Here is an 18,911-nt window from a genome sequence, read left to right as displayed (position 1 = left end):
GGCGGCGGCGGGGTGCGCGCGGGGGCGGGGCTCCCCGGGGGGGCCGCCGTTCGGGGGCACCTCGGCGGCGACGCCTCCGCCCTTGGCGGCGGGGGGGGGGGGGGGCCCCCCCCCGCCCCGCACCCCGAATCACCGTCAGGAGTCGCAGATGGGCCAGGCCGACCAGGCGGTCAACCCCTACCGGATCGGCGAGGCCGCGTCGCTGCTCGGCGTCAGCGCCGACACCATGCGGCGCTGGGTGGACGCCGGGCGCGTCGCCGCCGAGCGGGACGAGCACGGGCACCGGATCATCCCCGGCGCCGAACTCGCCGCCTTCGCGCGGGAGTTGGCTCGCCAGGAGAGCGCCGAGGGGCTGCGCTCCTCGGCCCGCAACCGGTTTCCCGGGATCGTCACCGACGTGAAGCTGGGCGACGTCGCCGCGCAGGTGGAGATCCAGGCCGGGCCGTTCCGGGTGGTCTCGCTGATCAGCCGGGAGTCCGCCGAGGAGCTCAACCTGGTGCCCGGCGCGCCCGCCACGGCCGTCATCAAGTCGACCAACGTGATGGTCGAGCGGCGCTGAAAAACGTAGTTTTCCGTCGAAACGAGAGGCCCGGATGCCCCACCTGCCCACCACCCAGAGCGCCGTGCTCGCCCTGGAGGACCTCGCCGCCCGCCACGGCCGCGAGGTCCGCGCCCAGCACGACATCGGCCGCGACCAGACCTTCGCCGGCTTCGTCGGCGACGGCGCGGACGGGGCCGGCGACGGGCTCGACGCGATCCCGCACGAGGCCCTGCTCGAGTTCGGTGGCCGGCCCGCGATCGGCGTGCGGCTGTTCACCCACGACGAGGCCGTGGTGACCGTCGAGGGCATCGCCTTCGACGTCGACCGCGACCAGGTGCCCGCCTTCGTCGACGCCGTCTGGAAGGACCTCGTCCACGTCAAGGCCCGCACCTTCCCGCCCTCCACCACGCTGATCGTCACCGTCCCCGGCGGGCCCGGCTACCGCGAGGGCATCGGCGTCCACGACCTCACCCCCTGGCTGTCCGGGAGGATCCGATGACCCCCAAGCCCCTCGCCGTCGCCCACCGCGGCGACCCGTACCGCCACCGCGAGAACACCCTGCCCTCGATCCGGTCCGCGATCGCCGCCGGGGCCGACGCCGTCGAGGTCGACGTCCAGCTCACCCGCGACAAGGTGCCCGTCCTGCTGCACGACCGCACGCTGGAGCGGCTCTGGGGCGACCCCCGGGCGATCGACCGGGTCACGGCCGAGCAGCTCGACGAGCTGCGGCAGGGCGAACTCGCCGTCCCCACCCTCGCCGAGGCGCTCAAGACCGTCACCGAGGGCCCGCGGCTGCTGATCGACCTGGACGACGCCGGGCCCGCCGCCGCCACCTGGTCCGTGGTCACCGGCCTCGGCGCCGAACGGAACGTCGCCTTCTGCGGCCCCGCCACCGCCATGCTCGCCGTCCGCGCGCTCAGCCCCGAGGCCGAGATCGCGCTCACCTGGAAGCAGCCCCGTCAGCCCGGCCGCGCCCTCCTCGACGACCTGCGCCCCCGCTACCTCAACCCGCCGTTCGGGCTCGTCACCCCGCGGTTCGTCGCGGAGGCCGCCGAGCAGGGGCTCGCCGTCTCCACCTGGACGGCCGACCTGCGCCGCACCATGCGACGGCTGCGGGAAGCCAGGGCCGCCTCCATCACCAGCAACCGGATCGCCGTGCTGCGCTCCGTCCTGGACGGCCGCCGGTGAGCTGACCGGTCCGGTCCGCGCGGGTGCTCGGCGCGGCGGGTGCCGGTCTTCGCGGGGGGTGCTCTTCGAGGGTGCGGCACAGCAGCGGGGCGGCACCCGTACGGAGCGCTCGGCGGGCGGGCGCGGGCCGGGTCTGCTGAGCTGGGTCGGTTCGGACCGAATCGATGGCGCGCCCGGCGGAGGTGGCCCGTGACCGTGGAGCCCGGCAGACCCCCGGAGGACGACCGCCGGCCGTACCTGATGCTCCCGCCCGCGCTGCGGCAGGCCGCGGCCTGGTCGGCGGCGGTGATCCTGCTGATCGCCGTCTTCGCGCTGGCGGTGTTCGCGCTCGTCGAACTGCGGGCGGCCACCGTGCCGTTCGTCCTCGCGCTGCTCGGCGCCTCGCTGCTGTACCCGGTGGTGCCCTGGCTGGTCGGCCGGGGCGTCGGGCGGGGGCTGGCCGCCGGGCTGACCTGTGCCGTGCTGGTCGTCGCCGTCGGCGGGGTGATCGCCCTGCTCGTCAACTCCCTGGTGCACAGCGCCCCGCAGATCGCCTCCTCCCTCCAGGAGGCGGGGCACCGGCTCGCCGACTGGCTCGGCCCGGCCGGCGCCAAGATCCAGCACGCGCTCAACAACGCCAAGGGCGAGACCAACTCACTCGTCTCCACCCTCACCAGCGGCGTGCTCTCCGGGCTCGGCCTCCTCACCCAGCTGATCACCGGCGGGGTGCTGGCGCTCGCCCTGGTGTTCTTCTTCCTCCGCGACGGCCACCGCACTCCGGAGTCGATCCGCTCCTACCTGCCCGAACGCGCCGCCGCCACCGTGACGGCCTGCGCCCAGCGCGCCTTCGAGGCGATGGCGGGCTTCATGCGCGGCACCACGCTGATCGCCCTCATCGACGCCGGCTTCATCACCATCGGCCTCGTCGCCCTCGGCGTGCCCGGCGCGCCGGGCCTGGGCGCGCTGGTGTTCATCGGCGCGTACATCCCCTTCGTCGGGGCCTTCCTCTCCGGCACCGTCGCCGTCCTGGTCGCGCTCGCCGACGGGGGCCTCGGCACGGCGCTGTGGGCCCTCGGGGTCGTCCTCACGGTGCAGATGATCGAGGGCAACATCCTGCAGCCGGTGATCCAGAGCCGGACGGTGGAGCTGCACCCGGCGACCATCATGGTCGCCGTCGTCGCCGGCTCGGGCATCGCCGGCATCATCGGCGCGCTGCTGGCCGTACCGGTCTGCGCGGCGGCGGTCGGTGTGATCTCCGTCCTGCGCGGAGCCCCGGGGCGCACTTAAGCCGTTGCGGGAGGGCGGCGGTCGTGTGAGGGTCGCGGGACGCGAGGGAACGAGGGGGTTGAAGGTGCGACGAGTACTGGAACTGATCGACGCCGCGCCGCAGGGCGCCGGGCCGTACGGGATCACCGTGGGCCCGGACGGCGGCGTCTGGTTCACGCTGGTGCACAGCGGGGAGATCGGGCGGCTGTCGGTGGACGGCGCGGTGGCGCGGTACGGGCTCGGCGCGCCGGAGTGCGGCCCGGCGGTGATCACGGCCGGGCCCGACGGGGCGCTCTGGTTCAGCCGGATGCGCGACCACCGGATCGGCCGGATCACGACGGGCGGCGAGGCGAGCGCCTTCGACCTGCCCGGCGAGGGCGCAGGACCGTACGGGCTCGCGGCCGGGCCGGACGGCGCGCTCTGGTTCACCGAGCTGAACGCCGGCCGGATCGGGCGCATCACGGTCGAGGGAGAGGTCACGGAGTACGGTCTGCCGCTCGACGGCGCGTTCCCGTCGATGATCACGGCCGGGCCGGACGGCGCGCTGTGGTGCACGCTCAACCAGGCCGACGCGGTGGCGCGGATCGCGACGGACGGTTCGGTCGCCGTCCACGCCCTGCCCACCGGGGGCACCGCGCCGGTCGGCATCACCGCCGGGGCGGACGGCGCGCTCTGGTACGTCGGCATCGGCGGCGGGCTGGTCGGGCGGATCACCGTGGACGGGCGGGTGAGCGAGCACCCGCTGGCCGACCGCTCGGCCAAACCGCACGCGATCGCCGCCGACGGCGAGGGCCGGCTCTGGTTCACCGAGTGGGGCGCCGGCCGGATCGGCGTGCTGCACCCGGACGGGCGGCTCGACGGGTACCCCGTCCCGGGGGAGGGCGCCGAGCCGCACGGGATCGCGGTGGGGCCGGACGGCGCGGTGTACGCGGCGCTGGAACGCGGGCAGATCCTGCGGCTCGGGTAGCCCGCGGGGGACCTCAAGGTCCCGGGTGGGGTGGCGGAAGTCGGGTCGAGGGGCCCCGGGGAGCCGGGCCCAACGGCCCTGGGGCGGGGCGGTGGTGCGTTCCGATCATGGAGCGCATCCATTCGCACGACGTTCCGAAGGAGTGCGTCCTTGAGCGCCATCCAGGCACAGGGCGACGCCACCCGGCCGCTGACCTCCCCACTCGATGGGCGGCCCCGGCGGCCCGGCTCGGCCGTGGTCAGACTGCTGACCACCACCGACCACAAGACGATCGGCACCATGTACCTGGTGTCCTCGTTCGCGTTCTTCCTGATCGGCGGCGTCCTCGCCCTGGTCATGCGCGCCGAACTCGCCCGGCCCGGGACGCAGATCCTCTCCAACGAGCAGTTCAACCAGGCGTTCACCATGCACGGTTCGGTGATGCTGCTGCTGTTCGCGATGCCGCTGTTCACCGGCTTCGCCAACTGGATCATGCCGCTGCAGATCGGGGCGCCCGACGTGGCGTTCCCCCGGCTGAACATGCTGTCGTACTGGCTGTTCATGTTCGGATCGCTGATCGCCGCTGCCGGCTTCCTCACCCCGCAGGGCGCCGCCGACTTCGGCTGGTTCGCCTACGCGCCGCTCTCCGACGCCATCCACTCGCCCGGCGTCGGCGCCGACATGTGGATCATGGGCGTCGCACTCTCCGGCTTCGGCAGCATCTTCGGCGCCGTCAACTTCATCACCACGATCATCTGCATGCGGGCCCCCGGCCTGACCATGTTCCGGATGTCGATCTTCTGCTGGAACGTGCTGCTCACCTCCGTCCTGGTGCTGCTCGTCTTCCCGGTGCTCGCCGCCGCCCTGTTCGCCCTGGAGATGGACCGCAAGTTCGGCTCGCACGTCTTCGACCCGGCCAACGGCGGCGCCATGCTGTGGCAGCACCTGTTCTGGTTCTTCGGGCACCCCGAGGTGTACATCCTGGCGCTGCCGTTCTTCGGCATCGTCTCCGAGGTCATCCCGGTGTTCAGCCGCAAGCCGATGTTCGGCTACGCCGGCCTGATCGCCGCGACCGTGGCCATCGCGGGCCTGTCCGTGACGGTCTGGGCGCACCACATGTACGTCACCGGCCAGGTGCTGCTGCCGTTCTTCTCCTTCATGACCTTCCTGATCGCCGTCCCGACCGGCGTGAAGTTCTTCAACTGGGTCGGCACCATGTGGCGCGGCTCGCTGAGCTTCGAGACGCCGATGCTGTGGACCGTCGGCTTCCTGGTGACCTTCCTGTTCGGCGGCCTGACCGGCGTGCTGCTCGCCGCGCCGCCGCTGGACTTCCACGTCTCCGACTCCTACTTCGTCGTCGCGCACTTCCACTACACACTGTTCGGGACGGTCGTGTACGCGATGTTCGCCGGGTTCCACTTCTGGTGGCCCAAGATGACGGGCAAGAAGCTCGACGAGCGGCTGGGGAAGATCACCTTCTGGACGCTCACCGTGGGCTTCCACGCGACCTTCCTCGTCCAGCACTGGCTGGGGGCCGAGGGCATGCCCCGGCGGTACGCGGACTACCTCGCCTCGGACGGGTTCACCACGCTGAACACCTTCTCGACGATCGGGTCGTTCCTGCTGGGGCTGTCGATCCTGCCGTTCCTCTACAACGTGTGGAAGACCGCCAAGTACGGGGAGCGCGTCGAGGAGGACGACCCGTGGGGCTGGGGCCGCTCCCTGGAGTGGGCCACCTCCTGCCCGCCGCCGAGGCACAACTTCGTGACGCTGCCCCGGATTCGGTCGGAGTCCCCGGCGTTCGACCTGCACCACCCCGACATCGCGGCCCGGGACGTGCTGGAGCACAGCGGCAAGCCCGCCGCGCACCTGCCGGGCGTGGAGCCCGCGAAGTACGACCGGCCGCTGCCCCGTAGCGCCCGGCGCTGAAGCCCCGCCCCCGCCCCACCCCCGAGGGGCGGGGGCGGTTTCCCTGCCCCAGCTCGCCTCAGGAAGGCCGGCCCATGACCCACACCGTCCTCGCCATCGGCACCGCCGCGCTCACCGCCAGCGGCTGCGTCTGGTACCTGCCCGCCATCGCCGACCTGCACGCCGGCGCGGACCGGCCCCGCTCCACCCGTACGGCCGCCGCCGCGTGCGTCCTGTGGTGGGCGGCCCTCGCCCTCGCGGGCGGGCTGCTGCTCGCGATACCCGACTGGCGCCCGGCCGCCCAGATCGCCCTGGCCGGGCTCGTCGGCGGCGCGGCCCTGCGCCTGCGGGCCCTGTGGGACCGGCGCGCCGAACAACGCGAGGCCGCCGACCGCTGGGCCACCCTGGACGCCGGACCCGCCCCGCGCACCGGCCGCCCGGCAGCGGTCGCCCTCGCCGCCTGGCTCGTCGTCGGCGCCGCCGTCGCCTTGTTGGGGGCCGCCTCCGTCCTCCTCACCGACGACGGCGGGACCGCCGCACGGGTCGGTCTGGCGGCGGGCAGCGGCGCGGGCGTGGCCGTGGTGTTCCTCCTCGTCGGCCTGACCAACGCCCGCCGCGAGAGCCGCCCTTGAGCTGTTGCCGCCGAAACCCGGTGACACGACCCGTGCCGTGCGGGGAGACTGGCCACGGCAAGGACGAGCAGCCGACGACCGAAGGGCCGAGCGTGGCACTGCCGAAGAAGGGCTCCCGCCGCATCGTCGTCGACGGTGTCGAGTACCGCTGGCGGGTGAGCGGGAAGCACTGGTGCTGCGACTACGACGTCAGCACCCTGGACTACATGGTGGAGGACGCGGCCAGTCCCGGAACGACACTCGTCGTGGAGACGGGTCGGCCCGCCGTCTATCCACCGAGCCTAGTGCCGGCGGAGGTCATCCTGCCGCGCGAAGTCGCCGCGGGCATCCGGGCGGCGCGGTCGAACGGCTGGACCCCGAGCGCCCACGGATCGCCTTTCAAGCTGCGGCTCTCCGCAGTCTGACCGGGACTGTTCGCCGTGGACTTCACCTCTGACGGGACCTACGGGCCACGCCTCGACGCCGCCGCCCTGGCCCACCTCGATCTCGGCAACAACGTCTGGGGGTCCCTGGCAGGCACCACCGACGCTCACCGTGTGGCGGGATCGTTCTTCGGCGCCGGATGGAGGGTGCGGCGGTCGAGCTGGACCGAGTTCGAGGTCGAGAACACCTTCGCGGAGCTGGAGCTCTGCCCGGGCGACCCCGTCCACTTCAGCGGGTTCGTCGATCCCGACCGCCTCATGCACCTGCTGGACGCCCTGAACGGGCTCCGCCTGTCCTACAGCGTCGAGTTCGAGGACCGCCAAGGGCGTATGCACGTCCATCGTTCTGGGTGCTGCTGAGCCAGCCCGCCCGTCGGCTCAGTCTCTCCGGTGGCGTCCGCTTCCCTTGCGGAGCAACGCGACGGGGGTGTCCTCCTGCGGCGGTGCGAAGTCGGTGCCCCGTCTGACGATCACCGGGTACGCGTCGGCGTAGGTGGTCGCGACGCCCACCGGCGACCACGCTTCGCCGTCCCACTCCACCACCAGGCGCGGGGTGTCCTGGAACAGGCGGCCTCGCCGGATCGCGGGATCGAGGGCCAGCGCGTCCCGCGTCCCCGGCGGGCGCTCCCGGTCGGCGCGGGCGCCGTACCAGTCGATCACGGTCTCGTCGTCGGGTTCGAGCACGGCCTGCCCTCTCGCTCGGCGTCGCTCCGAGGCTATCGGCCCACGTCGCCCGGCGGGACCGTGCCGGGCCAACCGTACAGGCCGAGGATCGGACGGTTCCGCAGCGCTTCGGCGTACTCGGTTGCGCCGTCGAACTCCCGGAAGTCAGTGATCGGGTCGTCCGCAGCGAGCAGCATGGCTACGGCGCAGGTGAGGCAGAAGTCCTTGCCCGTGTCGAGGTCCCGGAGATTCGCGTACCGCTGGCAGCCGGAAAAAATGACATGTGAAAGTGAATGGGTCCACCCTCTCCCTCATCCTGTGGAAAGCAGAGCAGGGCCTGTGCGCGTATCGGATCGTTGTGAGGGGCTTGCCCTCCGGCGCGGCCGGAGGGCAGGCCCCGTTTGTTGTTCCGCGAGGTGGTCCAAGGCCCATGGGAGGGTGGGGGTGGAATTTGTGCCTTCTGGGTTGTTGATTTGGGGACTTTTCGGGGTGCCGAATCGGCGGAGAATCGTTGGTCAGTGGGCTGCTGGCTCGGTTATGGGGTGCATGGTTCGGCGGTGGGGACAGAGGCTTGGTCGGCCTGGCCTCCGGCGTTGCCGGAGGCCAGGCCTGTTGGCTCCTGTGCGCCTCTGGGCCTGTTGCTCCGGGCTCTCCGGGGCCGCGTTGGGGCGCCCCTCCGGGCCGCTGAATCAGGTGGGGAGGCATCGGCGAGTAAAGAACCTGGGGAGCATGCGTCCTCCGGCTGGGCCGGAGGACGCATGGCGTGTCGGCGTCGGGCCCCTCGGGCGGCGTGGTGGGTGTATCCCACCGGGCGTAGGTCTGGTCGGGATATCCGGGCGGGCGAATATGACTTGATGAGCCTGGCCTCCGCGTAGCTGGAGGCCAGGCTCATCGGGTTCCGGGTTCTCCCGGAGTGCGGCTCCGGCTGGGTGCATGAGCGGATGGGAAGGGGCTTGGGTCGTTTCCCGGCCTGCCCTCCGGCCTTGCCGGAGGGCAGGCCCTTTCTGCCGTGCGGGCTTCTTCGGGGTAGTGGGGGCGAGTTGGGGCTCATCGGTAGAGGTTTGGCTCTGTTCCCCTCTGAGGTGGGGATGGCAGAGTGACAGGGGAATCGGTTGTTGTTCGGCCTGGCCTTCGGTAGTGCCGGAGGGCAGACCGCTGTGGCCCGTCCGGAGTTGGGCCAGGTGCCGGGCCGGAGGGCCTGGGGGATGGGGTCGTTGGGCCCTGGGTGGGGGCGGGTGGGTGGGGGATGATGCCCTGGGACCCGCCGGTGGTGTGCGGGGTGATGTGAGGGTGGAGCCGGAGATGGCGACCGTGGTGGAGGGGGCCGGGGCTGCGGCGCCGGTCCGGGTGTTCCTGTTGGACGACCACGAGGTGGTGCGCCGTGGGGTGCACGACCTGTTGGACGGGGAGCCGGACCTGACGGTGGTGGGCGAGGCCGCGACCGCCGAGCAGGCGTTGGTGCGGGTGCCCGCGCTGCGGCCGGACGTGGCGGTGCTGGACGTGCGGCTCGGGGACGGGGACGGGGTTTCCGTCTGCCGTGAACTCCGGTCGAAGATGCCCGACTTGGCGTGCCTGATGCTCACCTCCTTCGACGACGAGGAGGCGCTGCTCGACGCCGTCATGGCGGGCGCCGCCGGGTACGTGCTCAAGCAGATCAGCGGGACGGACCTCGTCGCCGCCGTGCGGACCGTCGCCTCCGGCCGGTCGATGCTCGATCCCGGGGCGGCCACCCGGCTGCTGAACCGGCTGCGCAGCGACGCCGAGCCCGCCCAGCCGGTGGCGGCCGGGCCTGGGCTGACCGCGCGCGAGCAGGAGGTGCTGGCGCTGATCGGCGAGGGGTTGACAAACCGTCAGATCGGCGAGCGGCTGTACCTGGCGGAGAAGACGGTGAAGAACCACGTCTCCCGGCTGCTCGCCAAGCTCGGCGTGGAGCGGCGGGTGCAGGCGGCGCTGATCGCCACCGAGGTGCGGCGCGGACGGGCCTGACATACGGGCCCGACGGACGGGCCCGGCGGGACCATCGGCCCTCGTCGGCGGGGGTGGGAGAGGGTGAGCATCGGCGGTATGAACCGCGATCGTGACGTCGAAGACCCCGACCTCGGCCCGGAGCGGGCGTTGGAACTGCTGGGCCGGGCGACGGTCGGGCGGGTGGTCTACACCATCGGCGCCCTTCCGGCCGTGTTGCCGGTCCCGTTCCGGCTCGGCCCCGGCGGGGTGCTGCTCACCACCCCGGCGGACGAGGAGCTCGCCCGGGCCGTCGAGGGTGCGGTGATCGCCTTCGAGGCGGACGAGGTGGACGACACGGACGGCTCCGGCTGGTGCGTCACCGTCCTCGGCCACGCCCACACCCTCCCGACCGCCGGCGCCCTGCAGATCCGCATCCGCCCCGAGCTCGTGGTGGGCCGTCGGCTGCCGTAGGTTGACCGGCGAGCGGGGGGAGCGCGGATGATCGACTACGACGCGGAGGCGCGGCACTACGACGCCTCGCGGGGCGGGGAGCCCCGGGCGCGGGCCGCGGCGGAGGCCGTCGAGCGGCTGCTGCCGCCGCAGGCCCGTACGGTGCTGGACGTGGCCTGCGGGACGGGCATCGTCACGGCGCTGCTGCGCAGGCCCGGGCGGGCGGTGCTCGGCGTGGACCGGTCGCCCGGGATGCTGGCGGCCGCCGGGCGGCGGATGCCCGGGGCGGTGGCCTGCGGGGACGCGACGCGGCTGCCGCTGGGTGGCGGTTCCGTGGACGCGGTGGTGCTGGTGTGGCTGCTGCACCTGCTGCCGGACGCCGGGCCCGTCCTCGCGGAGGCGCGGCGGGTGCTGCGCCCGGGCGGGGTGTTGATCACCACGGCGGACAAGAACGACGCCTCGTTCGAGGAGCCCGGCGACATCGCCGACCTCACCGCGCCGCTGCGCCGCCGCCACGCCCCGCAGGTCACGGACGGGACGGGCCGCCTCGCCCGGCAGGCCGCCGCGCTGGGCCTGCGGCCGGTGGGGGAGGCCCGGTTCCCCGGGCGCGGGCAGGGCCGCAGCCCGCGCGCCTGGCGCGAAGCGATCGTGCGCGGCCGCATCGGCTGGTGCGCCGACCCGGCCGAGGCGGCGGCCGTCGTGCGGGCGCTGGCCGAGCTGCCGGAGCAGGACGCGCCGCGTCCGGACCCGCAGTACCGGCTGCTGGCCTTCGGGGCGGGGCCGGGGACGGGTCAGGCGGGCCCGAAGCAGCCGTAGTCCTGGAGCGGCCGGTCGACGTCGAGGACGACCTCGACGCGGTCGCCCGCCGGGGAGAGGCCGTCGGTGCCGTCGGCGAGGCGGCCGAAGCGCTCCAGCAGGGCGAAGACGGCGTCGTGGACGTCGGCGACGTGGGCGGGCACGTCCGCGTCGGGGATGTCGGGGTGGAGCTCGCGGAAGGCCGCGCGGGCGGCGGCCAGGAGGCGTTCCGGATCGGCGACCACCACGTCCTGGCGGTGCCGGACGCTGATCGTCATGCCCTGGGCCGGGAGCGTCAACTCGTCCATCCCGGCAGGGTACTTGGGGGCGCTCGTCAGAAGGGCGCCTCCCAGGTGAGGCGGGTGCCGCCGCCCTCGGGTGCGGTGAGGGCGAAGGTGCCGTTCACGCGTTCGGCGCGTTCGGCGAGGTTGCGCAGGCCGCTGCGGCGGCCGGTGTCGGGGGTGCCGACGCCGTCGTCGGTGACGGTGAGGCGGACGCGGCCGGCGAGGGCGCGCAGGGTGACCTCGACGCGGGTGGCCTGGGCGTGGCGGGCGGTGTTGCTGAGGGCCTCGGCGAGGACGGCGACGAGGTGTTCGGCGAGCTCCTGGGGGACGTCGGTGTCGAGGAGGCCCTCCATGCTGAGGCGTGGAGGGAAGCCGAGGGTGTGCTGGGCCTCGGTGACGACGCGGGTGGCGCGGGCGCGCAGGCCCCGGTCGGGTTCGCTGTGGGCGCGCAGGCCGAAGATCGTCGAGCGGATGATCTTGATGGTCTCGTCGAGGTCCGCGACGGCCCGGGCGACCCGGTCGGCGGCGGCCGGGCTGTCGATCAGCCGGCCCGCGCTCTGCAGCGTCATGCCGGTGGCGAACAGCCGCTGGATGGCGAGGTCGTGCAGGTCGCGGGCGATCCGGTCGCGGTCCTCCAGCAGGTTCAACTGCTCGGCGTCGCGCCGCCGTTCGGCCAGCTCCAGGGCGAGCGCGGCCTGGTCGGCGAAGCCGAGGAGCGGGCCGGTCTCCTCCGGGCCGAAGGCGGGCCGGCCGGCCGCGCGGGCCAGCAGCAGCACGCCGCGCCCGAAGCCGGCGCCGGTGCCCAGCGGCACGGCGACCGCCGGGCCGAGGCCGTCGAAGCGCCCGGCGGGGCCGGCCAGGTAGCGGGCGTCGCAGGCGAGGTCCTCGCTGGTCACCGGGGAGCCGGAGACGTACGCGGCGCCGGAGAGGGTGCCGTCCACGGGGACGGTCACGCCCAGGCGGTCGGCGGGGACGGCGCCGAGCGCGACCTCCACCGTCAGCTCCTCGGCGCGCTCGCCCGGGGAGGCCAACGCCACGGACACGTCCGCGAGTTCGGCGCCCGCGATCTCCCGCGCCCGGTCGGCGATCAGCTCCACCACCTCCAGGCGGGGCGCGCCCGAGAGCAGGCTGCGGGTGATCTCGGTGCTGGCGCGCAGCCAGCGCTGGCGCAGCTGCGCCTCCTCGTAGAGGCGGGCGTTGTCGATGGCGACGCCGGCGGCGACGGCCAGGGTGGAGATGACGGCCTCGTCGTCCTCGTCGAAGTCCAGGCCGCCGCGCTTGTCGGTCAGGTAGAGGTTGCCGAACACCTCGCCGTGCACGCGCACCGGTACCCCGAGGAAGGTGTGCATCGGCGGGTGGTTGGCGGGGAAGCCGACGGAGGCCGGGTGCTGGGAGAGCACCGGGCAGCGCAGCGGCTCGGGCTCGCGGATCAGCTCGCCGAGGATGCCCCGGCCGGAGGGCGGCGGGCCGATCTCGGCGATCTCCGCCTCCGTCAGGCCGACGGTCAGGAACTGGGAGAGGGTGTGCCCGTCCGGGCCGATCACGCCGAGGGCGCCGTAGCGGGCGTCGACCAGGTCGACGGCGGCCTCGACGATGCCGTGCAGCGCCTGGGAGAGGTCCAGCTCGCGGCCGACGGCGAGCACCGCCTCCAGCAGGCTGTGCACCCGGTCGCGGGTGCCGCGCGCGGCGTCGATGCGCAGCTGCAGCTCCTCCAGCAGCTCGTCCAGGCGCATCCGGGGCACCCGCGCGCCACCCGCCGTGCCGACGCCTGCTCCGCCCACCGCTGTCCTCCTCGTGCCCGCCGCTGCCTGCCCGCTGGTTGCCCGACGGGCCCGGGGGAGCCGTCCGACCAGCGGGATCGCCGTGATCTCCGTGGTTCACGGTAGTGCCCGGGTGTCGCGGGGCGGTAGGCCGGGGTGGGGCGTACGGTGCGGGGCGTACGGCGCGGCGGGCGGGTCTTTCGTCCCGCCCCTTCGGGCCCTGCGGCACTGGTGCGCCGGTGGGCGCGGGCGCGAGGGTGAGGGCAGGAGCGGACGGGCCGTCAGGCCGCGCGGAGCCCGAAGCGGTGGTCTGGACAGTGCCCGAGACAGTGGAGGAAGTCATGACGCGCATCGTTGCGGCCGGGGTCGACGGATCGCCGGCGAGCACCGCGGCCGCGCAGTGGGCGGCCGGGGAGGCGCTGCGGCGTGGGGCCGCGCTGCGGCTGCTGCACGCCTGGCCCTGGCTGACGGACGGCGTGTCGACGTTCGCGGAGCCTGACGACCTGCCGGCCGCCGCGCTGCAGACCCTGGAGGCGGCCGTCCGGGAGATCCGGGCGCAGCACCCCGGGCTGGAGGTCAGCACCGACGCCGTCCTGGACGCGCCGGTGGACGGGCTGCTCGCGGCCGCCTCCGTGGGGGAGGCGGAGCTGCTGGTGCTCGGCTCGCGCGGGCTGGGCGGGTTCGCCGGACTGATGCTCGGCTCGGTGAGCATGGCGGTGGCCGGGCGCAGCGCCGTGCCGGTGGCCGTGGTGCGGGAGTCGCGGGAGGGCGGCGGCGCGGGCGAGGTCGTCGTCGGCGTGGACGCGCACAGCCCGGAGGAGGAGGTGCTCGCCTTCGCCTTCCGTGAGGCCGCGCTGCGCGGGGCCCGGCTGCGGGCCGTGCACGGCTGGGACCTGCCGCCGCTGTTCGGCTACGCGGGCGGGGCCGTTCCGGCCGCGGAGATCGCGCAGTTGGAGGCGCTGGAGGCCAAGCTGCTGTCGCTCGCGCTGGCGGACCAGCGGGAGCAGCACCCCGAGGTCGAGGTGGTGGAGGACGTACGGCTCGGCGCGGCGCGGGGCCTGGTGGAGGCCTCGGAGGGCGCGGCCCTGGTGGTCGTCGGCCGTCGGCGCCGCCCGATCGAGTTCGGCCCCCGCCTGGGCCGGGTCGCCCACGCGGCCCTGCACCACGCGCAGGCCCCGGTGGTGGTCGTCCCGCAGGGCTGACGGCGCGACGAAGGCTCGGCGGCGGGGCGTGGGGGCCCCGCCGCCGTTCGTCGTTCTCCCCGCCATCCGTGGCGCCGCCCGTCATCGTCGTTCCGTGCGGCCTCGCCGCCGTTCGTCGTTCCGTACGGCCCCCGCCGGCCTCAGGCCGTGGGGATTCCCGCGCGGAGGAAGGCGGTGAAGGCCTCGACGGCCGGGGGCGGGCTCTGGCCGCGGCGGACCGCCGTGTAGACGTGGCGGATCGGGGTGTCGGCGGGGTGGAGGGGGACGAGGGCGATGTCGGGGCGGGTGGCGGGGACGGCGAGGGAGGGGATGAGGGTGGGGCCCAGGCCGGCGGCGACGAGGCCGAGTTTGGCGGTCCAGTTGGCGACGGCGTACTCGATGCGGGGCTGGAAGCCGGCGCGGACGCAGGCGGCGAGGAGGGTGGACTCGGGGCTGCGGCGGGCGGCGATCCAGGGTTCGTCGGCGAGTTCGGCGAGGTGGAGGCGGCGTCGGCGGGCCAGGGGGTGGGTGCGGGGGAGGGCGACGAGGACCGGGTCCTCGGTGAGCAGGGTCAGCTCGAACTGGCCGCTGTCGTAGGCCTCTTCGCTCTCGTCGTTGAAGGTGGCGAGGAGGGCGAGGTCGATGGTGCCATCGGCGAGGAGGGCGAGCAGGGCGGTGGAGAGCCCCTCGGTGAGGCTGATCGCCACGCCGGGGTGGGCGGCGCGGAAGGCGGCGAGGGCGCCGGGCACGAGGGCGACGTTGGCGCTGTCGAAGGCGCCGACCCGCAGCCGTCCGGCGCTCAGGTCGGTGAGGGCGGCGAGGTCCCGGCGGGAGGTGTCGAGGCGTTCCAGCACGGCCTCGGCGTGCGGGAGGAGGGTGCGTCCGTGGTCGGTCAGCCGGACGCCGCGGGCGAGGCGGTCGAACAGCGGGGCGCCCAACTCGGCTTCCAGGCCCGCGATCTGGCGGGAGACGGCGGACTGGGTGTAGCCCAGCCGCTCCCCGGCGGCGGTGAAGGAGCCCAGGTGCGCGACGGTGCGGAAGACGTCCAGCCAAGCCATGTCCATCCCGCATGGTTACCATGCCGGACATTCGCTTGTCGCGTGGCTGAGGGCTGCCTAGCGTGGTGGCCATGGAGAAGATCGCATTTCTGGGGCTCGGCCGCATGGGCCTGCCGATGGCCCGTCGACTCGCCGCCACCGGCCACGCCCTGACCGTCTGGAACCGATCCCCCGGCCGCGCCGAGGGGCTCGTCGAGGCCGCCACCCCGGGCGAGGCCGTACGGGGCGCGGGGATCGTCGTCACCATGCTGTCCGACCCGGAGGCCGTGGCCGAGGTCGCCGGACGGTTCACGGGTGAGCTGGCGCCGGGCGCGCTGTGGGTGGACATGTCCTCGATCGGCCCGGGCGCCGCCGCCGGGCTGCGCGCCCAACTGCCGGACGGCGTCGGGATGGTGGACGCCCCCGTGCTCGGCAGCGTCGGCCCGGCGGCCACCGGCGGGCTGACCGTCCTCGCCGGGGGTGAGGAGGCGGACCTGGACCGGGCGCAGCCCGTGCTGGAGGCCCTCGGCCGGGTGGTCCGCTGCGGCGGGCCGGGCGCGGGGGCGGCGCTGAAGGTGGTGGTGATCGGCGGGATCGTGGCCTCGGTCACGGTGGTGGCCGAAGTCCTGGAGGTGGCCGAGGAGTTGGGCCTCGACCAGGAGCTGGTCCTGGAGACGCTGTCGGCCGGTCCGCTGGCCGGGGCGCTCGCCCGGGCCCGTACCGCGAACTCGGACTTCCCGGTGCGGCTGGCGGCCAAGGACCTCGGACTGGCGGGCGGCGGGCCGGTGTTGAGGGCGGCGCGGGAGGTGCTGCTGGCGGATCCGGCGCTCGCCGAGCGGGACCTGGCCTCGGTGGTGACGGCGCTGCGGAGGTAGGACCGACCACCCCGGCGGCCGCTACGGGGGTGCGGCCGCCGGGGCAGGGGTCATTGCGGCCTGGCGGAGCCCGGAGGCAGGACCTGGGCGGCGACGCGCAGGGACGGGCTGTGGCGGAAGTGCAGGGTGAACTCCAGCCACCGGCCCGCCGTCAGCGGCGGCGGGTCGGCGATCAGCACGTCCGCGTCCTCCGGGGTCAGCGCCAGCTCGCCGCCCGGCGGCACCGGGAGGGTGGGCACCGGCTCCCAGCGGCCGGCCGCGCCCTGGTGCACATGCCGCTTGAGGGTGAGGCGGCCGCCGAACTCCCACTCCACGGAGGTGAGTTCGTCGGGTATGTCGCCGGGGTTGCGCAGCGTGAAGAAGGCCGCCGTGGCGGGGGCGGCGCCGGCGGTGGGCAGCAGCACCCAGCCCGGCCCTGCGGCCTCCACCGCCCGGGCACGGCCCGCCCCGCCGACCGCCGTCCAGGCGGTGAGCAGGACCAGGGCGAGCGCGGCGGCGCCCAGGGGCGGGGCGAGGACGGCGAGACGGTCGGGATTCAGGCGCTGGAGCTTCACCGGCGCACCCCGGTGGCCCGCCCCGGCCGCCAGGTCCGCAGGCGCAGGCTGTTGCCCACCACCAGCAGCGAACTCAGCGACATCGCCACCGCCGCCAGCATCGGGTTCAGCAGCCCGACCGCCGCGAGCGGGATCAGCACCAGGTTGTAGCCGAACGCCCAGAGCAGGTTCACCCGGATCGTCGCCAGCGTGCGCCGCGCCAGGCGCACGGCGTCCACCACCGCCTCGATGTCCCCGCGCACCAGCGTCAGCCCGGCCGCGCCGATCGCCGCGTCGCTGCCCGAGGCCAGCGCCACCCCGAGGTCGGCGGAGGCCAGGGCCACCGCGTCGTTGACGCCGTCGCCGACCACCGCCACCCGGCGCCCGTCGGCCCGCAGTTCGGCCACCAGCTCCGCCTTGCGCTCGGGCGAGGCGGCCGTGTGAACCCGGGCGATGCCCAGCTCGCGGGCCACGGCCTGCGCCGGGCCGGGGGCGTCGCCGGTCGCCAGCACCGGCTCCAGGCCGAGCCCGCGCAGCCGGTGCAGGGCCCGCCAGCTGCCCGCCCGTACGGTGTCGCCCACGGCGAGGACGGCCTCGGCGCGCCCGTCCACCTCCATCAGGACGGCCGTGCGGCCCGCCTCCCCGGCCGCCGCCACGGCCCCCGCCAGCGCGGGCGGCGGGGGAGCGGCGGCCGCGTCCGGGCGGACCAGACGGACGGCGCGGCCCTCGACCGTGCCCGAGACGCCCAGGCCGGTGGTGGCCGCGAAGCCGTCCACGGGCGGCAGGTCGCCGCAGCGCTCGCGGGCCGCCGCCGCGACGGCCCGTCCGATCGGGTGCTCCGAGCGGTCCTCGACCGCGCCGGCCAGCCGCAGGGCCTCGGCCTCGGTGACGCCCTCGGCCGTGACGACCTCGGCGAGCGTCATCCGGCCGGTGGTCAGCGTGCCGGTCTTGTCCAGCACCACCGTGTCCACCCGGCGCAGGCTCTCCAGCACCTCCGGGCCGCGCACCAGCACCCCCAGCTCCGCGCCCCGGCCCGTCGCCGCCAGCAGGGCGGTCGGCGTCGCCAGGCCCAGCGCGCACGGGCAGGCCACCACCAGCACCGCCACCGCCGCCGTCACCGCCGTCTGCCCGGCCGCGCCCGCGCCCAGCCAGAAGCCCAACACGCAGGCCGCCACCGTCAGCACGCACGGCACGAACACCCCGGCCACCGCGTCCGCCAGCCGCTGCGCCTTCGCCTTCCCGGCCTGCGCCTCCGCCACCAGGGCCGTGATCCGGGCCAGTTGGGTGTCCGCGCCGACGGCCGTCGCCCGCACGACCAGCGCGCCGCCGACGTTCACCGTCGCGCCCGCCACCGCGTCGCCCGGGCCGACCTCCACCGGGGCGCTCTCGCCCGTCAGCAGGCTCAGGTCCAGCGCGGATGAGCCGTCGACCACCACGCCGTCCGTGGCCACCCGCTCGCCCGGGCGCACCACGAACTCCTGCCCGGGGAGAAGGAGTTCGACGGGCACGGGCCGCTCGGAGCCGTCCGCCCCACGCAGCCGCACCTCCTTGGCGCCCAGCTCGGCGAGCGCCCGCAGCGCCGAGCCGCCGCTGCGCCGCACCCGGGCCTCCAGGCGGCGCCCGGCCAGCACGAACAGGGGGACGCCGACGGCGGCCTCCAGATAGACGTGCGCGGCGCCGCCGGTGGCCGTCAGCGAGAACGGCATTCGCATGCCGACGGCCCCGGCGCCGCCGAACACCAGCGCGTACGCGGACCAGCCGAAGGAGGCGACGACGCCGAGGCTCACCAGGGTGTCCATGGTCGCCGCCGCGTGGCGCAGCCCGCGCAGGGCCCGGAGGTGGAAGCCCGCCGAACCCCAGGTCACCACCGGGACGGAGAGGGCGAAGCAGACCCACTGCCAGGCGGGGAACTGCAGTGCGGGCACCATCGAGACCAGCAGGACGGGCAGGGCGAGCAGCGCGGTGACGGGCAGGCGCCAGCGGTCCTCCGGCTCCTCCGGGGTCACCGGGGTGTCGGGCCGCGCCAACTCGGCGGTGTAGCCCGCCCGTTCGACGGCCGCCACGAGATCGGCGACCGGCACGCCGGCCGGGTGCAGCACCCGGGCGCGGCCCGTCGCCAGGTTCACCCCGGCGCTCACCCCCTCGATCCGGGCCAGGCGCTTCTCCACGCGGCCCACGCAGGCGGCGCAGGTCATCCCGCCCACCGCGAGGTCCGTGCTCACCAGGGCGGGGGCGGGGGCTGCGGTGCTCATCGCATCCCGCCCATGTCGTGCCCGCCCGCCCCGGGCGAGACGCCCCCGACGCCCCCGCTGGGGCGCAGGCCCGGGGCCACCGGGCCGACCTGGCGGCCCACGGCGTACGAGACGCCGAACACCGCCACCAGAAGCAGGGCGAACCCCGCCAGCACACTCCATGACTTCACGTTCACCCCTCAGCAGTCGGACGGCGGTGCGCGGTGGTTCCCATACGGTCCGAGGTTGTTCCGGGGAATGTGGGAAAGTGAC

21 protein-coding genes are annotated in these 18,911 nt (G+C 74.9%); 14 read left to right on the top strand and 7 right to left on the bottom strand.

What is annotated here, in order from left to right; all coding sequences use genetic code 11:
- Window positions 1-148 precede the first annotated feature (148 nt).
- The 9 genes from ACIRRS_RS26425 to ACIRRS_RS26385 all read left to right on the top strand — a co-directional run bounded on the left by ACIRRS_RS26425 (window position 149) and on the right by ACIRRS_RS26385 (window position 7,242).
- The gene (locus ACIRRS_RS26425; RefSeq protein WP_402975536.1) at window positions 149-559 is read left to right on the top strand and encodes a molybdopterin-binding protein; all 411 of its coding nucleotides are present in this window, start codon (window positions 149-151) and stop codon (window positions 557-559) included.
- Between the two features lie 34 nt (window positions 560-593).
- Entirely contained in the window at window positions 594-1,040 is a 447-nt protein-coding gene (locus tag ACIRRS_RS26420) for a hypothetical protein (protein WP_402975534.1), read from the top strand.
- A complete protein-coding gene (locus ACIRRS_RS26415; protein ID WP_402975531.1) occupies window positions 1,037-1,729 on the top strand; it encodes a glycerophosphodiester phosphodiesterase in 693 nt (230 codons plus the stop codon). The genes ACIRRS_RS26420 and ACIRRS_RS26415 overlap by 4 nt, the downstream gene beginning before the upstream one ends.
- 189 nt (window positions 1,730-1,918) lie before the next feature.
- Entirely contained in the window at window positions 1,919-2,995 is a 1,077-nt protein-coding gene (locus tag ACIRRS_RS26410) for an AI-2E family transporter (RefSeq protein ID WP_402975529.1), read from the top strand.
- A 64-nt stretch (window positions 2,996-3,059) separates the two neighbouring features.
- The gene (locus tag ACIRRS_RS26405; RefSeq protein WP_402975526.1) at window positions 3,060-3,941 is read left to right on the top strand and encodes a virginiamycin B lyase; all 882 of its coding nucleotides are present in this window, start codon (window positions 3,060-3,062) and stop codon (window positions 3,939-3,941) included.
- Between the two features lie 189 nt (window positions 3,942-4,130).
- Window positions 4,131-5,849, top strand: coding sequence for a cytochrome c oxidase subunit I (ctaD, locus tag ACIRRS_RS26400; protein WP_402975552.1), 1,719 nt, complete (start codon window positions 4,131-4,133; stop codon window positions 5,847-5,849).
- A gap of 74 nt (window positions 5,850-5,923) precedes the next feature.
- Window positions 5,924-6,460: a hypothetical protein gene (locus ACIRRS_RS26395; protein WP_402975523.1), complete on the top strand. Its 537-nt coding sequence runs from the start codon at window positions 5,924-5,926 to the stop codon at window positions 6,458-6,460.
- Between the two features lie 92 nt (window positions 6,461-6,552).
- Window positions 6,553-6,864, top strand: coding sequence for a hypothetical protein (locus ACIRRS_RS26390; protein WP_402975520.1), 312 nt, complete (start codon window positions 6,553-6,555; stop codon window positions 6,862-6,864).
- A 15-nt stretch (window positions 6,865-6,879) separates the two neighbouring features.
- Window positions 6,880-7,242 carry a hypothetical protein gene (locus ACIRRS_RS26385; protein WP_402975517.1) on the top strand — a complete coding sequence of 121 codons (363 nt, stop codon included), beginning with the start codon at window positions 6,880-6,882 and terminating at the stop codon, window positions 7,240-7,242.
- 18 nt (window positions 7,243-7,260) lie between these two features.
- Here the strand turns inward: ACIRRS_RS26385 and ACIRRS_RS26380 are convergent, their stop codons facing one another.
- Entirely contained in the window at window positions 7,261-7,566 is a 306-nt protein-coding gene (locus ACIRRS_RS26380) for a DUF6087 family protein (protein WP_402975514.1), read from the bottom strand.
- A 1,281-nt stretch (window positions 7,567-8,847) separates the two neighbouring features.
- On the opposite strand from ACIRRS_RS26380, the gene ACIRRS_RS26375 reads away from it, so the two are divergent.
- From ACIRRS_RS26375 to ACIRRS_RS26365, 3 genes are all read left to right on the top strand, one after another.
- Window positions 8,848-9,531, top strand: a complete 684-nt coding sequence (locus ACIRRS_RS26375) for a response regulator (protein WP_402975511.1) — start codon at window positions 8,848-8,850, stop codon at window positions 9,529-9,531.
- A 78-nt stretch (window positions 9,532-9,609) separates the two neighbouring features.
- Window positions 9,610-9,963 carry a pyridoxamine 5'-phosphate oxidase family protein gene (locus tag ACIRRS_RS26370; protein WP_402975508.1) on the top strand — a complete coding sequence of 118 codons (354 nt, stop codon included), beginning with the start codon at window positions 9,610-9,612 and terminating at the stop codon, window positions 9,961-9,963.
- A 27-nt stretch (window positions 9,964-9,990) separates the two neighbouring features.
- Entirely contained in the window at window positions 9,991-10,758 is a 768-nt protein-coding gene (locus ACIRRS_RS26365) for a class I SAM-dependent methyltransferase (protein WP_402975505.1), read from the top strand.
- On the opposite strand, the gene ACIRRS_RS26360 is transcribed toward ACIRRS_RS26365, so the two are convergent.
- Both ACIRRS_RS26360 and ACIRRS_RS26355 read right to left on the bottom strand, forming a co-directional pair.
- Window positions 10,734-11,045, bottom strand: a complete 312-nt coding sequence (locus ACIRRS_RS26360) for a hypothetical protein (RefSeq protein ID WP_402975502.1) — start codon at window positions 11,043-11,045, stop codon at window positions 10,734-10,736. The genes ACIRRS_RS26365 and ACIRRS_RS26360 overlap by 25 nt on opposite strands.
- A 26-nt stretch (window positions 11,046-11,071) precedes the next feature.
- On the bottom strand, window positions 11,072-12,754 hold the full coding sequence (locus tag ACIRRS_RS26355) for a GAF domain-containing protein (protein ID WP_402975549.1): 1,683 nt from the start codon (window positions 12,752-12,754) through the stop codon (window positions 11,072-11,074).
- Window positions 12,755-13,122: 368 nt separating this feature from the next.
- Here ACIRRS_RS26355 and ACIRRS_RS26350 point away from each other — a divergent pair, with 368 nt between their 5' ends.
- Window positions 13,123-13,983: a universal stress protein gene (locus tag ACIRRS_RS26350; RefSeq protein ID WP_402975499.1), complete on the top strand. Its 861-nt coding sequence runs from the start codon at window positions 13,123-13,125 to the stop codon at window positions 13,981-13,983.
- Window positions 13,984-14,123: 140 nt separating this feature from the next.
- Here the strand turns inward: ACIRRS_RS26350 and ACIRRS_RS26345 are convergent, their stop codons facing one another.
- Window positions 14,124-15,026, bottom strand: coding sequence for a LysR family transcriptional regulator (locus ACIRRS_RS26345; protein WP_402975496.1), 903 nt, complete (start codon window positions 15,024-15,026; stop codon window positions 14,124-14,126).
- A gap of 65 nt (window positions 15,027-15,091) precedes the next feature.
- On the opposite strand from ACIRRS_RS26345, the gene ACIRRS_RS26340 reads away from it, so the two are divergent.
- A complete protein-coding gene (locus ACIRRS_RS26340; protein ID WP_402975493.1) occupies window positions 15,092-15,874 on the top strand; it encodes an NAD(P)-dependent oxidoreductase in 783 nt (260 codons plus the stop codon).
- Window positions 15,875-15,924: 50 nt separating this feature from the next.
- Here the strand turns inward: ACIRRS_RS26340 and ACIRRS_RS26335 are convergent, their stop codons facing one another.
- The 3 genes from ACIRRS_RS26335 to ACIRRS_RS26325 are packed head-to-tail and all read right to left on the bottom strand — an operon-like array spanning window position 15,925 to window position 18,829.
- Window positions 15,925-16,428: a copper chaperone PCu(A)C gene (locus ACIRRS_RS26335; protein WP_402975490.1), complete on the bottom strand. Its 504-nt coding sequence runs from the start codon at window positions 16,426-16,428 to the stop codon at window positions 15,925-15,927.
- Window positions 16,425-18,659 carry a heavy metal translocating P-type ATPase gene (locus ACIRRS_RS26330; RefSeq protein WP_402975488.1) on the bottom strand — a complete coding sequence of 745 codons (2,235 nt, stop codon included), beginning with the start codon at window positions 18,657-18,659 and terminating at the stop codon, window positions 16,425-16,427. The genes ACIRRS_RS26335 and ACIRRS_RS26330 overlap by 4 nt, the downstream gene beginning before the upstream one ends.
- The gene (locus tag ACIRRS_RS26325; RefSeq protein ID WP_402975485.1) at window positions 18,656-18,829 is read right to left on the bottom strand and encodes a hypothetical protein; all 174 of its coding nucleotides are present in this window, start codon (window positions 18,827-18,829) and stop codon (window positions 18,656-18,658) included. The genes ACIRRS_RS26330 and ACIRRS_RS26325 overlap by 4 nt, the downstream gene beginning before the upstream one ends.
- Window positions 18,830-18,911: the final 82 nt, after the last annotated feature.

This window comes from Kitasatospora sp. NPDC101183 (genome assembly GCF_044767945.1).
GTDB lineage: Bacteria > Actinomycetota > Actinomycetes > Streptomycetales > Streptomycetaceae > Kitasatospora.
This window is presented reverse-complemented; position numbering and strand designations above follow the sequence as displayed.

Bases quoted from the DNA above. Each gene is read 5' to 3' on its own strand.
- ACIRRS_RS26330 (WP_402975488.1), bottom strand. From the start codon at position 18,659: ATGAGCACCGCAGCCCCCGCCCCCGCCCTGGTGAGCACGGACCTCGCG.
- ACIRRS_RS26375 (WP_402975511.1), top strand. From the start codon at position 8,848: ATGGCGACCGTGGTGGAGGGGGCCGGGGCTGCGGCGCCGGTCCGGGTG.
- ACIRRS_RS26370 (WP_402975508.1), top strand. From the start codon at position 9,610: ATGAACCGCGATCGTGACGTCGAAGACCCCGACCTCGGCCCGGAGCGG.
- ACIRRS_RS26365 (WP_402975505.1), top strand. From the start codon at position 9,991: ATGATCGACTACGACGCGGAGGCGCGGCACTACGACGCCTCGCGGGGC.
- ACIRRS_RS26350 (WP_402975499.1), top strand. From the start codon at position 13,123: ATGACGCGCATCGTTGCGGCCGGGGTCGACGGATCGCCGGCGAGCACC.
- ACIRRS_RS26340 (WP_402975493.1), top strand. From the start codon at position 15,092: ATGGAGAAGATCGCATTTCTGGGGCTCGGCCGCATGGGCCTGCCGATG.
- ACIRRS_RS26395 (WP_402975523.1), top strand. From the start codon at position 5,924: ATGACCCACACCGTCCTCGCCATCGGCACCGCCGCGCTCACCGCCAGC.
- ACIRRS_RS26420 (WP_402975534.1), top strand. From the start codon at position 594: ATGCCCCACCTGCCCACCACCCAGAGCGCCGTGCTCGCCCTGGAGGAC.
- ACIRRS_RS26355 (WP_402975549.1), bottom strand. From the start codon at position 12,754: ATGCGCCTGGACGAGCTGCTGGAGGAGCTGCAGCTGCGCATCGACGCC.
- ACIRRS_RS26360 (WP_402975502.1), bottom strand. From the start codon at position 11,045: ATGGACGAGTTGACGCTCCCGGCCCAGGGCATGACGATCAGCGTCCGG.
- ACIRRS_RS26415 (WP_402975531.1), top strand. From the start codon at position 1,037: ATGACCCCCAAGCCCCTCGCCGTCGCCCACCGCGGCGACCCGTACCGC.
- ACIRRS_RS26345 (WP_402975496.1), bottom strand. From the start codon at position 15,026: ATGGACATGGCTTGGCTGGACGTCTTCCGCACCGTCGCGCACCTGGGC.
- ACIRRS_RS26425 (WP_402975536.1), top strand. From the start codon at position 149: ATGGGCCAGGCCGACCAGGCGGTCAACCCCTACCGGATCGGCGAGGCC.